13 protein-coding genes and 1 tRNA gene are annotated in these 14,139 nt (G+C 33.9%); 10 read left to right on the top strand and 4 right to left on the bottom strand.

What is annotated here, in order from left to right; all coding sequences use genetic code 11:
* Positions 1-58: 58 nt before the first annotated feature.
* Positions 59-730, bottom strand: a complete 672-nt coding sequence (locus tag F0000_RS25625; protein ID WP_149627556.1) for a LacI family DNA-binding transcriptional regulator — start codon at positions 728-730, stop codon at positions 59-61.
* Between F0000_RS25625 and F0000_RS25620 the strand changes: the two genes are divergently transcribed.
* From F0000_RS25620 to F0000_RS25610, 3 genes are read left to right on the top strand one after another with little or no spacing between them, the layout of a single operon-like run.
* Positions 709-1,893, top strand: a complete 1,185-nt coding sequence (locus tag F0000_RS25620; protein WP_149627555.1) for a sodium transporter — start codon at positions 709-711, stop codon at positions 1,891-1,893. The genes F0000_RS25625 and F0000_RS25620 overlap by 22 nt on opposite strands.
* A 15-nt stretch (positions 1,894-1,908) precedes the next feature.
* The gene (locus F0000_RS25615; protein ID WP_149627554.1) at positions 1,909-3,042 is read left to right on the top strand and encodes a glycerate kinase; all 1,134 of its coding nucleotides are present in this window, start codon (positions 1,909-1,911) and stop codon (positions 3,040-3,042) included.
* Positions 3,039-3,392 carry a hypothetical protein gene (locus tag F0000_RS25610; RefSeq protein ID WP_149627553.1) on the top strand — a complete coding sequence of 118 codons (354 nt, stop codon included), beginning with the start codon at positions 3,039-3,041 and terminating at the stop codon, positions 3,390-3,392. The genes F0000_RS25615 and F0000_RS25610 overlap by 4 nt, the downstream gene beginning before the upstream one ends.
* A 414-nt stretch (positions 3,393-3,806) precedes the next feature.
* On the opposite strand, the gene F0000_RS25605 is transcribed toward F0000_RS25610, so the two are convergent.
* Both F0000_RS25605 and F0000_RS25600 read right to left on the bottom strand, forming a co-directional pair.
* Entirely contained in the window at positions 3,807-4,607 is an 801-nt protein-coding gene (locus F0000_RS25605) for a hypothetical protein (protein WP_149627552.1), read from the bottom strand.
* An 89-nt stretch (positions 4,608-4,696) separates the two neighbouring features.
* Positions 4,697-5,839, bottom strand: coding sequence for an acyl-CoA dehydrogenase (locus F0000_RS25600; protein WP_149627551.1), 1,143 nt, complete (start codon positions 5,837-5,839; stop codon positions 4,697-4,699).
* Positions 5,840-6,293: 454 nt separating this feature from the next.
* Between F0000_RS25600 and F0000_RS25595 the strand changes: the two genes are divergently transcribed.
* The 7 genes from F0000_RS25595 (at position 6,294) to F0000_RS25565 (ending at position 12,470) form a co-directional block, all read left to right on the top strand.
* A complete protein-coding gene (locus tag F0000_RS25595) occupies positions 6,294-7,520 on the top strand; it encodes a Glu/Leu/Phe/Val dehydrogenase dimerization domain-containing protein (RefSeq protein ID WP_149627550.1) in 1,227 nt (408 codons plus the stop codon).
* A 21-nt stretch (positions 7,521-7,541) separates the two neighbouring features.
* A complete protein-coding gene (gene nhaB / locus F0000_RS25590; RefSeq protein ID WP_304505300.1) occupies positions 7,542-9,017 on the top strand; it encodes a sodium/proton antiporter NhaB in 1,476 nt (491 codons plus the stop codon).
* Between the two features lie 85 nt (positions 9,018-9,102).
* Positions 9,103-9,789 (top strand): MotA/TolQ/ExbB proton channel family protein, encoded by a 687-nt coding sequence (locus F0000_RS25585; protein WP_149627558.1) that lies wholly within the window; start codon positions 9,103-9,105, stop codon positions 9,787-9,789.
* Position 9,790: 1 nt separating this feature from the next.
* Positions 9,791-10,183, top strand: coding sequence for a biopolymer transporter ExbD (locus F0000_RS25580; protein WP_149627548.1), 393 nt, complete (start codon positions 9,791-9,793; stop codon positions 10,181-10,183).
* A 3-nt stretch (positions 10,184-10,186) separates the two neighbouring features.
* A complete protein-coding gene (locus F0000_RS25575) occupies positions 10,187-11,089 on the top strand; it encodes an energy transducer TonB (RefSeq protein WP_149627547.1) in 903 nt (300 codons plus the stop codon).
* A gap of 1 nt (position 11,090) precedes the next feature.
* The gene (locus F0000_RS25570) at positions 11,091-12,308 is read left to right on the top strand and encodes a folylpolyglutamate synthase/dihydrofolate synthase family protein (protein WP_149627546.1); all 1,218 of its coding nucleotides are present in this window, start codon (positions 11,091-11,093) and stop codon (positions 12,306-12,308) included.
* Positions 12,309-12,395: 87 nt separating this feature from the next.
* Positions 12,396-12,470, top strand: a tRNA-Val gene (locus F0000_RS25565).
* On the opposite strand, the gene F0000_RS25560 is transcribed toward F0000_RS25565, so the two are convergent.
* A complete protein-coding gene (locus F0000_RS25560) occupies positions 12,430-13,914 on the bottom strand; it encodes a recombinase family protein (RefSeq protein ID WP_149627557.1) in 1,485 nt (494 codons plus the stop codon). The genes F0000_RS25565 and F0000_RS25560 overlap by 41 nt on opposite strands.
* Positions 13,915-14,139: the final 225 nt, after the last annotated feature.

Genomic DNA, 14,139 nt, shown 5'->3' with positions numbered 1-14,139 from the left:
TATTTTTTCTTTATGCAAGGCAAAAAAATCAAGCATAGCTATAGCTACGGTTTATTTTTTAAACGAAGTAGAAAGGAAAAAGAAACGATGAATATGCGAAATTTTTAGTTATAAATCGTATTACTATAATATTGTTTGATTGTAAAGCACTTTTGTAGCCTTTTAATCTTTTTTTTGCATTAAAAGAATGATCAGGGCCATTAATATATAATATGTTTTTCTTTCCTTGTTGTATAAGATGTTCTACAGCTTTTTTTGCTCCTATCTCATCATCAACAATGATTTTTGTACAAGGTACTTTATCAGATACTTTATCATACAAAACAATTGGGCAATGTTCCATGGCTTCAAGTACGTGATCAATATTTTTTGTAAAATTGGTGAGGGAAAGAAGAATACCGTCAACACCAGATTTAATCATGCTAATGATAATATCTTTTTCGAGTTCATAACTATGATCAGATTCTGAAATGACAAGTTGGTATCCTTTTTCTCTTGACTCTTGGATCATACCATTGATTATCCTAGAACTATAATCTAATTGTAAATTAGGAATAACTACACCAATAGTTTTGCTACTGCTATTTCTTAAGTTTCGGGCAATACTATTGGGGACATAATTTAGTTCTTTAGCAAGTAATTGTACTCTTTGTTTCGTTTTAATACTAATGCCACTATGATCTTTTAGGGCTCTAGAGACAGTATACGATGTCCTTGATCTTACAAGCAACTATAAGTATTGATTTTTGGGTTTCAGTATTAATTATAGGGGTTATTACCTTGATTTATTCCTATCAAGGTGGAATGAAGGCAGTGATTTGGGGAGATGTTATACAAATGATTATTTTGTTTCTAGGAATTATTATTTGTTTGATATATGGTATTAGTGAACTCGGAGGGATCGATAATTTTCTAACTAATGTAGATAAAAGTAGACTGACCGCTGTGGATTTTTCTAAGTGGGGATTTGATAATGCTGATAAACAAGATGAGTTTGGTTTTTGGCCCATGGTGATAGGAGGTTTCTTTTTATATGCATCCTATTATGGGACAGATCAAACACAATCTCAGCGATTATTATCTGCTAATAATATGCCTACTATCAAAAAGTTATTGCTAGCCAATGGCTTATTTAGATTTCCGGTAACTTTAACTTACTGTGTTATGGGATTAGTTCTAGGAACTTTATTAATGACAGATGTAGGTTTTATGCAGGTTATGAATACAGTATATCAATCTAATTTTGATTCTTTAGAAGGCAAGAAGGCTGATTTGATGGTCCCCGTATTTATTATCCATTATCTCCCAAACGGAATTATAGGAATTTTGATTATTGCCATTATGTCTGCGGCAATGTTTACACTAAGTTCTACTGTAAATTCATTATCCGCAGTAACCATGGAAGATTTTGTAAAGAGATATAAAACAGATCTTTCTAGTAAGGATTATGTAAAATATTCTAGAGTACTTTCGATTTTTTGGGGTGTCGTTTGTTTATTCTTTGCTTTTTTTGCCGGAAATATAGAAGGAACCGTAATCGAGGTGATTAATAAAATAAGCTCTGTTTTTTATGGGCCTATTTTGGCAGTATTCATATTGGCAATCCTCACCAAAAGAGCAAACGCATTTGGAGCAAATATCGGAATTATATCCGGGGTGCTATGTAATATATACTTATGGTTATTTGTGCCAGCAATATTTTGGTTCTGGTGGAACGCCATTGGGTGTTTGGTAACAATAATAATTGGCTATGGAGCCAGTATGATTATGGCTGGTAAAAAGGAGATTAGATTAGAAACAGTTTTTTATAAAGGAAAAAAAGAGGTAGCTCTATTGATCAGCTATTTTATATTGATAGTAATTATTGCTTGGCTATTGCCAAAAGCGTTTTAAATAATTTATAGAAGAATGAAATTTGTAATAGCCTCCGATAAGTTCAAAGGATCTTTGGATGGTTTTCAATTTTGTGATGCGGTAGAAGAGGGATTACTCGCTGTAATGCCAGATGCAAAAATTGTTAAGCTTCCATTAGCCGATGGAGGCGATGGAACAATGGAGGTGATAAGATATTATCTAAAAGGCGATAAAATTATAGTACCAGTAAAGGATCCTCTTTTTCGAGAAATTAAAGCAAGTTATGTGTTTGACAGGATAACCAAGACCGCTTATATAGAAATGGCTGAAGCATCTGGTTTGAAATTATTAGAGAAGGTGGATCAAAATTGTATGAATACCTCTACATATGGAACAGGAGAATTAATATTAGATGCAATAAGTAAAGGCGCAACAACTATTATTCTAGGTATTGGGGGAAGTAGTACCAATGATTGTGGTATTGGCATGGCAAGTGCTTTGGGATATCGTTTTTTAGATAGTAATGGAGAAGTTGTAATTCCTGTAGGGAAAAATTTGTCTTCTATAGCCACGATTATGACTGATAACGTGAATCCTAATCTATTAAATATCAATTTTAAAATTGCGTGTGATGTAAATAATCCATTATATGGAGCTAATGGAGCAGCAAAAATATATGCAAAACAAAAAGGAGCCTCTGATACAGAAGTAGAATATCTAGATAAAGGATTAATACATATGGCAGAATTGTTAACAGTTCAGTTTGGTGTGGATTTACAAAAAGAAAAAGGAGCAGGAGCTTCTGGAGGTATGGGAGCTGCCGCGCTTACTTTCCTAAAAGCCGAATTAACTCCAGGGATAGAATTGGTGAAAGAAATAGCACAACTAGACACACAGTTACAAGATGCAGATTGGATTATTACAGGAGAGGGTAAATTAGACGAACAAACTATTTCTGGTAAGACAATAAAGGGAGTGATCAAAAGTGGGAAAAATGCTAATGTGTCTGTAGCTGCATTTTGTGGTGTAGTAGATATTTCTTTGAAATCTCTTGAGACATTGCAGATTAGTTATGTGTGTTCAATCCTAAAAGAAATTGTAACATTAGACGAAGTAATAGCAAATAGTTATTATAATCTAAAATTTGCGACCCTCAATTTTGCTAAACTATTAAAAGTTAATAAATGAAAAATATAGAATTGAATCAATTGGCATTACAGCTCATGCGACCTCACGGAAAGGAAGGTAAAATTTTAGGGAAAATAATGAATAAAAGTAATAAAAATATGATTAATGATTCTATCATTGCCTTACAATTAGAAAAGAGAAATAAAATATTAGAAATTGGTCTTGGAAATTGCAAGCATTTAAAGGAAATCATGAAAAAGGCTAAAGGTGTTAAGTATTTTGGGTTTGAAGTATCAGAAACGATTACACAGGAAGCGATACAAATTAACCAGAAATATATCAAAAAAAGAAAAGCATTATTCCAGAATTATGATGGACAAAAAATGCCTCGTATCCTTGCCCCGAGGTAGTTTACTACAATATACATGAGTGGTATTTATAGATAGGTGTTTGTTATAAACTAAAGTTTTTGCTGATTATAAAAAAAGTATAGATACTGATCTATTGTGCATTTAGAAATAATTATATTAAAAAAGCATCAATTCGAGACATCCAATAAAAATTTTATCCAGTGTTTAAACTGACGAGTTAAAGAATACATCAATAGTATTTTGTCTAAATACAGAATGGGTTAAATACTGATATATTTGTATTGTTTCGTTTCTGAGGAGTAGACTTTTTAAAATAAAAGGCAACAATTTTTTGTTTAGACAAAAAGGAAGTAAAATAGCTATAGCTTCTTTTTATGTTGACAAATAAACGAAAAAGAGCAAATTTTAATAAGCAATTTTAAACCAGAGTGTTATACATAAGCCTTACTGCTTTCAGCCTCTACATCCACGGATCACACCAAAAATATAGTCATCTGCGGCTTCATTAAATTCATCACCACAATTTTTGTCGCGACTTCCACCGCTGGCATTATTTATATTGCTACATTGGTCGTGATCCATACAGTCTTTTGTCCATGCACTAGGAATCCACCATCTACCACAGTCACTACCACATCTACCCATACATCCATAGTTTTTTCGAGCTTTGCTTCCTACTTTTACTCGATCCTTATGAGTCCCTCTTGAATCGTCATATTCTGCATTGACATAAGAATTCTTTCTGATGCAGGTAATACCCTCATTACGACTTTTTAGATTTGTAATATTCTTCGCAGATTTTATATTTCTTTTAGAATAGATGTAATTGACAGGAGATTTTCCTATATATTCTACCATACTTAAAAGAGCATAGGCTGTCATAGAGATCTCTCCTTCTTTAGTTTCGAGAATATAATCAGCAATTACCTTTCCCGTAGTTAATAGTGCTCCTTTTTGTGTTTCTGTAAGTATGTTGTCGTATCCATTGATAAGAATACTTTCGTTTTCATAATTAATAGTAGCTTCTATTAGTGTTTTGTCAATTTTTAGGGATATATTAAAAGCTAATTCAGCGTTGGCTTTTGCAGTATAGATAATAGTACTATTCTGTATGTTTAGTTTACCAGAGAAATTGTTTTTATTTTCTGTTTCAAGACCTATTTCTTGAGCATTTGTTGTGTGTTTTTCTTCTGTACATTGAATGTATAGTAAGGAGCATAGCATGATCGCTATGATTTTAGAAAAGATTTTCATGATTTTTGAGTTTGTGTTACGCAACGAATGTACAAAAAAAGCTATCGGATTAGATAGCTTATATGTGTTTTAAGTTATAATATAAGGTTTTAATTCTTTAGGATGCTTCTGGAAATTACAATTTTTTGTATTTCACTTGTACCTTCATAGATCTGTGTTATTTTAGCATCTCTCATTAAGCGTTCTACATGGTATTCTTTTACAAAACCATTACCTCCATGTATTTGTACTGCTTCTATAGAAACATCCATTGCTGCCTGAGAAGCTGCAAGTTTTGCCATTGCTCCGGATAAATCATAATCTTCGTGATTATCTTTGTCCATTGCTGCTTTATAAACTAACATTCTGGCAGCTTCAATTTGCACGTGCATATCAGCAAGTTTGAAAGCGATTGCCTGATGATTCATAATTTCAGTACCAAAAGCTTTTCTAACTTTAGCATATTCCTTTGCTAATTCATAAGCACCTGTAGCTATGCCTAATGCTTGGGCTGCAATTCCTATACGACCTCCTGCTAATGTTTTCATGGCAAATTTAAAACCAAATCCATCTTCGCCTATTCGATTTTCTTTTGGCACTTTTACATCATTAAATATTAATGAATGGGTGTCACTACCTCTGATCCCTAGTTTATCCTCTTTTGGCCCAATTTCAAAACCTTCCCATCCTTTTTCAACAATAAAAGCATTGATACCACGGTGTTTCTTTTCTTTATCTGTTTGTGCAATAACTAAATAATAATCAGATGTTCTTCCATTTGTGATCCAGTTTTTAGTTCCGTTAAGAACATAATGATCGCCTTTATCGATAGCCGTAGTTTTTTGCGAAGTAGCATCACTTCCTGCTTCAGGTTCAGATAGGCAGAATGCTCCTATAGATTCTCCAGTAGTTAATTTTGTAAGATATTTCTTTTTTTGCTCAGTATTACCATAGGTGTCAAGACCCCAACATACCAAAGAATTATTTACAGATACTATTACAGAACAAGAAGCATCAATCTTAGAGAGTTCTTCCATCACCAGTACATAAGAGAGGGTGTCCATTCCGCCACCACCATATTCTGGTGATGCCATCATACCGAGAAATCCTAATTCTCCCATTTTTTTAACCTGTTCTGTAGGGAATTCTTGTTTGTTGTCTCTTTCAATTACACCTGGAAGCAATTCAGCTTTGGCAAAATCACGAGCTGCATCGCGTATCATTAATTGTTCTTCAGATAGTTTAAAGTCCATATTTAATCTTGATTTACTGTGCGCGCATAACACGCAAATTCTATGTTTTAATGAAAATAATTCGAGATAAACCCGATATTTTTGTTGATTATACAAATATAGACGATAATGTGATAGTTTTGGTATTTTTTTTGTTTTTTGATATTTTCTATCCATAGCTGATAATTTGTAGGTTTGAGAACTTCGGTTTCCTCATTTTTTTAGATTAATTTCAAGATTGAACAGCATATTAATTTTTGATATGTTATTTTATTATTAATTGAGCATTTGACCTATTTAGTTTTTTATATTTGTGAATTCACTTTTGAGATTAATTCAATGTATTAGAAAGTTGAAAGAATATGAGACAACGCTGACACTGTGAAGGAAACAAATTATTTATTTGAAAAAGGATATAATTTAAGTTATGATCCTGATTTTTTATGGTGTATCTGAATAGGTTGAAGTTTTAAAAATGAAAGAATTATTAAAAAAATACGAAAATAAAACCCCAGAAATTGTTTTTAACTGGAGAGATTGCGAAACAGAAGCAGAAGGGTGGACTGTTATTAATTCCTTGAGAGGTGGAGCTGCCGGAGGAGGTACAAGGATGCGAAAGGGATTAGATTTGAATGAAGTATTATCACTTGCAAAAACCATGGAAGTAAAATTTACTGTTTCTGGTCCCGAGATTGGAGGAGCCAAGTCCGGAATTAATTTTGATCCCAATGACCCTAGAAAAAAAGGAGTATTGGAGCGATGGTATAAAGCAGTGTCCCCTTTATTAAAAAGTTACTACGGTACAGGAGGAGATCTTAATGTAGATGAAATTCATGAAGTAATCCCCATTACCGAAAACTGTGGCGTCTGGCATCCTCAGGAGGGTGTTTTTAATGGTCATTTTCAACCAACAGAAGCGGATAAAATAAATAGAATCGGACAGTTGCGTCAGGGTGTTATAAAAGTATTAGAAAATACTACCTTTTCTCCCAATGTATCCGGAAAATATACGGTTGCTGATATGATCACAGGATATGGTGTTGCAGAAGCTGTAAGACATTATTATACAATTTATGGTGGAACAGTAGAAGGCAAAAAGGCGATCGTTCAGGGTTTTGGAAATGTAGGTTCTGCAGCGGCATACTACCTTTCTGAAATGGGTGTTCGTATTATAGGTATTATTGATCATGCGGGCGGGTTAATTTGTGAAGAGGGCTTTTCTTTTGAAGAGATAAAGAATCTATATCTTAATAAAAAAGGAAACAAGTTGTATGATGAGAAGCTAATTCCTTTTGAAGAATTAAACGCAAAAATATGGTCTTTACCCACAGAGATATTTGTACCCTGTGCTGCCTCTAGATTGATTACAAAGGATCAGATAGATCAAATGATACAAGCTGGATTAGAAGTGATTTCATGCGGTGCTAATGTGCCTTTTGCGGATAAAGAAATTTTCTTCGGACCTATTATGGAATATACAGATGAACGAATAAGTCTGATCCCGGATTTTATTTCTAATTGTGGAATGGCAAGAGTATTTGCATATTTTATGGAAAGAAGAGTAGCGATGACAGATGAAGCTATTTTTAAGGATACATCACAGACCATAAAAGATGCTATAAAAAAGGTGTTTGATAAAGATCCGGCTAAAATAAATATAAGTAGAACAGCGTTTGAGATAGCGCTCAAGCAATTAATATAATAGAAAAAAATAACCAAGTATATAATTATGTTAAAATATTTTTTAGGAAATAGTCCAAAATGGTTTAAAGCAATAATGATAGGGTTTTTGATATGTAATGTCATTATCTATTTGATTAATCCTACGATTTGCGCCTGGGTGTTTATTGGAGAGTTTATTTTTACACTTGCGATGGCATTAAAATGCTATCCATTACAATCAGGTGGCCTTTTGGCGATAGAGATTTTAGCATTAAACCTTACCACTCCAGAGAATGCGTATACGGAGGTAGAACATAATCTAGAAGTAGTTCTACTTCTGGTTTTTATGGTAGCAGGGATTTATTTTATGAAACCATTGTTAATGTATATTTTCAGTAAGGCTTTTACCAGAATAAAATCTAAAATGGTGCTCTCCTTGTTATTTGCATTTTTGGCAGCTGTATTGTCTGCTTTTCTCGATGCCTTAACAGTAACAGCGGTATTAATAAGTGTGGCTGTTGGTTTTTATGGGGTGTACCACAAAATACATTCTATGTCAGATTCTGATTTTGATCAGGACGGTACATTGGATCGAAAAGAATTAAGTGGAGATACTTTAGAACAATTCAGAAGTTTTTTAAGAAGTTTGGTAATGCATGGGGTTGTAGGAACTGCCCTTGGAGGAGTTTGTACCTTGGTAGGAGAACCACAAAATTTGCTTATTGGAGAAAGAATGGGATGGGATTTTATTGAATTTTTTCTAAAGATGGCACCTATATCACTACCTGTTTTAGCAGCTGGATTAGTTACCACAATAGTATTAGAGCTAACAGGGTCATTTGGCTTTGGGGCAAAACTTCCCGAAGTTGCCAGAAGAATTATTGAAAATTATACAGATGAGGAAGATGCAAATCGATCTGATAAATCTAAATATGGTCTGATAGTACAAGCTGTATCAGCCATATTATTGATAATAGGTCTGGCACTCCACTTAGCACCTGTTGGTTTTATCGGTTTAGCACTAATCATAGTTCAGACTGCTTTTATGGGGATCACAGAGGAACATCATTTAGGAAAAGCTTTTGAAGAAGCATTACCTTTTACTGGATTATTAGTGGTTTTCTTCGTAATCGTAGCCATGATTCACGATCAACATCTATTTACACCTATTATTGACTGGGCATTATCTCTGGATCCAGAAAAACAACCTTCTATGTTTTATGTGGCAAATGGAGTGTTGTCTATGATTAGCGACAATGTATTTGTGGCTACCGTGTATATAGGAGAGGTGAAACAAGCCTTTGATAATGGAGTAATTACCCGAGAACAATTTGAAAAATTAGCCATAGCCATTAATACAGGAACAAACTTACCAAGTGTAGCAACACCTAATGGTCAGGCAGCATTTTTATTTTTGTTAACCTCTTCTCTGGCACCTCTAATAGGATTGTCATACGGAAGAATGGTAAAAATGGCATTACCCTACACTATTGTGCTTGGAGGTATTGGACTTCTGGGAATAATTTATATATTATAGCTTTAAAAAAGTTATACTTAACCTATAGAAATCACGTTAGTATACTAACACTAAATAAACAAGAACATATATGACCCATTTATTAATGCTAGGCATGTTTGCCCAAAACACTAAAGAAGTTGATCCTGAAGCAGAAGAAAAAACACTATCAATTATCGATTTATTGCTTAGTGGAGGAACTGCAGGAGTACTTATTATAGGCATACTTTTTGTTTTACTTTTTGTAGCAGTCTATATTTATTTCGAAAGAATCTTTGCCATAAAAGCGGCGTCTAAATTTGATGAGAATTTTATGGATCAGATTAAAAATAATGTAACAAGTGGTAAAATTGAAGCCGCAAAAATATTATGTGCACAAACAAATAACCCGGTTTCCAGACTCACAGAAAAAGGAATTTCGAGAATCGGTAATCCTCTAGAAGATATTAATACTGCTATAGAGAATGCAGGAAAGCTGGAAGTATATAAATTAGAAAAAAATGTAAGTATTCTGGCAACAGTAGCTGGTGCAGCTCCTATGATTGGTTTTTTAGGAACAGTAATAGGTATGATTTTAGCATTCCATAATTTGGCATCCAGTTCAGGAAGTGCGGATATGGGATCTCTTGCAGAAGGTATTTATACGGCTATGACAACTACAGTGGCAGGTCTTGTGGTTGGTATTGTCGCTTATATTGGGTACAACCATTTGGTGGTACGAACAGATAAAGTTGTTCACCAGATGGAAGCTACAGCTGTGGATTTTCTCGATCTTTTAAACGAACCTGCATAATATGAATTTAAGAGGTAGAAATAAGGTAAGTCCTGAGTTTAGTATGTCCTCTATGACAGATATTGTATTCCTGTTATTGGTGTTCTTTTTATTAACTTCACCTACAATTACGCCAGAAGCATTGGATTTAATATTGCCAAAAGCTAACGGCAAAAGCTCCAATGTGCAAAATATATCTGTGAGTATAACCAACAAGTTGCAATACTATATAGATAATGAGCGTATTAGTCAGAGTAGATTAGAATCTACTTTAAAGTCAAGGCTGTCCGGGCAGAAAGAACCGACAATTATTCTTAGGGCAGAAGAGGGAGTTCCGATAGAGAAAGCTGTAAATGTAATGGATATAGCAAATAGAAATAAATTTAAAGTAATATTAGCAGTAAAACCAGAATAATTAATGCTGAAACTAGATACAAAACATAAAAAGAAGTCTTTCATAATTACCACAATTTTGCACGTGATGATTATCTTTTTATTATTCTATTTAGGGTTGGGTTATTTAGATCCCGAACCTGAAAGCGGCATTGCTGTTAATTTTGGAACCACATCTACCGGGTCGGGAGATGTACAACCTCCAGAGGCAATTCAGTCATCACCTAAACAAACTACTCCAGAAACTCCTCAAGTAGAGCCAGAATCAGAACCAGAGATCTCTGAGGTAACGGATGAAGTAATTACCCAAGATACCGAGGATGCTCCTGTAATAGAAGAAAAACCTAAAAAAGAGCCCAAGAAAAAAGCAGAAAAACCAAAAGAAACTCCGAAAGATAAACCTACCGAGCAAAAACCTGTCGAAAAAGTAGAAGAAAAGCCCGTAGAGAATGTAGAAGAAAAAAAACCAGATCCTAAACCTGACAAATCTACTTTAGATATTTTAGATAGCTTTTCTAATGGCCTAAAAAGTGATGGTAAAGTCAAGGGAGGAGAAGGAGATGATGGTAAACCGGGTGATAAAGGAGATCCTAACGGAAACCCATATGCTAATAGTTATTACGGACAACCGGGAAAAGGTGGTTTGGGTAATGGTGTAGGTTATGGTCTTAATGGTAGAGGGAAAGCTTCAGGTTCAGCAATAAAGCAAAATTGTAATGAATCAGGTCGTGTGGTTGTTAAGATTGTTGTAAATAGAAGCGGTAGAGTTATTCAGGCAATACCAGGGGTTAAAGGAACTACAAATAGTGCCTCTTGTTTGTTAGAACCAGCAAAAAAAACAGCATTGACATTTAAATGGAAACCTGATCCTAAAGCACCTGTGAAGCAAATAGGTTTTATAGAAATAACTTTTAGTTTAGGAGAATAAAATGAACTACAGGGAGACACTGGAATGGATGTTTGCCCAATTACCCATGTATCAACGTCAAGGAGCAACTGCGTATAAAGCGGATCTAACGAATACGCTTCAATTAGCTTCGTATTTAAAGAATCCGGAAGATAGTTTTAAGAGTATCCATGTTGGAGGAACTAATGGGAAAGGATCTACAAGTCATATGCTGGCCTCTATTTTGCAACAAGCAGGTTACAAAGTAGGACTATATACATCTCCTCATCTGAAGGATTTTAGAGAGCGTATCCGAATAAACGGTCAGGAAATTTCTGAAAAATATGTTATAGATTTTATAGAAGTACATAAAACATATTTTGAGGAAAAACAGCTGTCTTTTTTTGAAATGACCGTTGGTTTAGCTTTTCAATATTTTGCAGATTCAACAGTAGATATTGCTATTGTAGAAGTAGGATTAGGGGGGAGGTTAGATTCTACCAATATTATTACGCCAGAGGTTTCTGTAATTACGAATATAGGAATAGATCATACTCAGTTTTTAGGGAATACTTTGAAACAGATTGCTATAGAAAAAGCGGGTATTATAAAAAAAAGTATTCCGGTTGTAATTGGTAGTACTGCACTAGAGACTAAAAAAATCTTTAAAGAAAAGGCGTTTTTATGTAAAAGCGAACTTTTTATGGCGGATACATATAAAGATGTTTTGTTTGAAACAGATCTGAAAGGTAATTATCAGAAAGAAAATATGAGAACTACTTTACAGGTGATTTCGGTTTTACAAAAACAGGGATGGAATGTTTCTGAAGAAAATATAAGAAAAGGACTCAATTCGGTTATCTCTACTACAGGTTTACGAGGTAGATGGCATGTTTTAAGAGAAAGACCAAAGGTGATATGTGATACAGCTCATAATGAAGACGGGTTAAGGTCAATTATGAAGCAATTGTTGGCTGAACAATATGAGCGTCTGCATATTGTTTTGGGAATGGTAAATGATAAAGAATTGTATAGTATTTTACCAATATTTCCTTCTAATGCAAATTATTATTTTACAAAACCGGATATATCCAGAGGCTTGGATGAAGAAATTTTACAGAAAGAGGCATTAGAGTTTGGGTTGAAAGGAGGTTGTTATCCTACGGTTGAAATAGCGTATAAATCTGCGTTACAGAAAGCTACGAGTATGGACCTGATTTATGTGGGAGGTAGCACTTTTGTAGTAGCAGAAATAATTTAATTTTTATTTAAAAATCTTTTGGTAGACTCTAAAACTGTCTTATATTTGCATCCGCAATCAGGAACAATGATTGTTAAACAAAATAAAGGGCGCTTAGCTCAGTTGGTTCAGAGCACTTGGTTTACACCCAAGGGGTCAGGGGTTCGAATCCCTTAGCGCCCACTAAAAGGGAATCTTCATTCAAAGAATGTTGATTCCCTTTTTTTATTTCTTCTAAATTATGTGATAATAAGCTGATTGAGTCAAAAATCAAGTTCACTCTTGGGGTTCGAAATGCATCATTTTTGAAATCATACAAGATTCCATCAGGAAATATCATGTATTGCAATGCTCTTTTTGTTTGAATGTCTCCTGATTCCCATAATGATGGGAGATTCAACGAATATTGTAAAGCTGAATCTATAGATTTTTCGAGGTTCGAACTCTTAAAATCATTTTTTCCAATTAACTCCTCAATTTCATGCTTTTCACTTTCCAGTTTGTGTCTGAATTTATCATATTGATCTTTTGAAATTTCATCAAAAACAAACCTTTCTTCTAAGCGATCTAATTTAGTTTGTATCTTTTTAAATTCAACCTCTTTTCTCTTCATATCGGCTATAAGTTCTTTATTCATTTCAAGAAATGTATAGGTGAGTATCTCTTTAAATGGAGGGATATAATTTTTATCTTGTAAGGAAAAAGAAATTAAGAGGTTTTTAAACTGCAAATGCATTATCCTAGCACTCTTGTTTTCTTTGCTCCCTTTTCTTCGGTTCTTATAATAATATAATCCCTTTTTTCTTACTACATAACCAGTGTATGGAGTATTGCAAGAAGCTGACCGAATAAACATTTTTAAGGGTAAATTGTTATCTTCTAAGGTGTATTTTACGCCTTCTTCTCTGGAATTTAATAAATTATGTATTCTAAGAAAGGTTTCTTTGGGAATCATAGCTTCATGTTTTCCTTCGATTACCTCTCCTGGTAGTAAAGAATTTATGATAATACCACAATAAAACGGGTTTCTGAAGTATTTACTCAGTTTTTTGTCTGTAATATGTAGCCCTTTTTCTTTTGGCTTTTGTGCAATTTCAGTATGTGCCATATTATGATTGGCTTTCAATAAAAAAGCATTTTTAAGTAATTTTCCTTGTTCATTAATTACATAATGAGGAGTTTTACCATTGCCAGGATTTAGGTTGGTATACCCAAAAGGAGTAAGCCATATCCGGTGACCTTCGCGCAGTTTCTTCTGCATTCCTGTTACTGACTTATCTCTTCGTTGGTCATTATCAAATTGCCCCCACATATAGAACATATTCTGTTGAAAATTACCTGAAGAGGATAATGGATCTAAATCTTGAGTTGCAGATAAGGTTACGATTCCTTGTTTTTTGAGTTGATCGCTTATGTAAGCTCCATTTGCTCCTGTTCTCGAAAAGCGTTCATAAGAATATACTATAATGTACGAAATGTCTTTTTTTCTTTTAACATAATTAAGCATTTTAGTGAATTCTTTCCGTTCATCACTTTTAGCGGATTCATAAGTACCACCAAAGAAGGCAGAAACATTTAAGCCTTTTCTTTGAGCAAATGATTCACAAGCTGTTTTTTGCGTTTCCAAACTAGTGTCAAGTCAAGTTTAAATAGGCGTAATTTAGTATCTTTGAAAAAAAACTAAAATGGGTATTAGATATAAAGTTAGCTTAACCAAAGAAGAATGCACAGATTTATTGAATATCATCCACAAAGGAAAGCATACCTCTCAAGCTTATCGCAATGCTTATATTTTACTGAATACCGATAAGAGCGAATTTTCTACCCCCTTAACCAATATGGAAATCTCTAA

The organism is Aquimarina sp. RZ0, assembly GCF_008370685.1.
Taxonomy (GTDB): Bacteria; Bacteroidota; Bacteroidia; order Flavobacteriales; family Flavobacteriaceae; genus Aquimarina.
The sequence above is the reverse complement of the archived record's forward strand: the minus strand, read 5'-3'. Positions and strand labels throughout refer to the sequence as shown.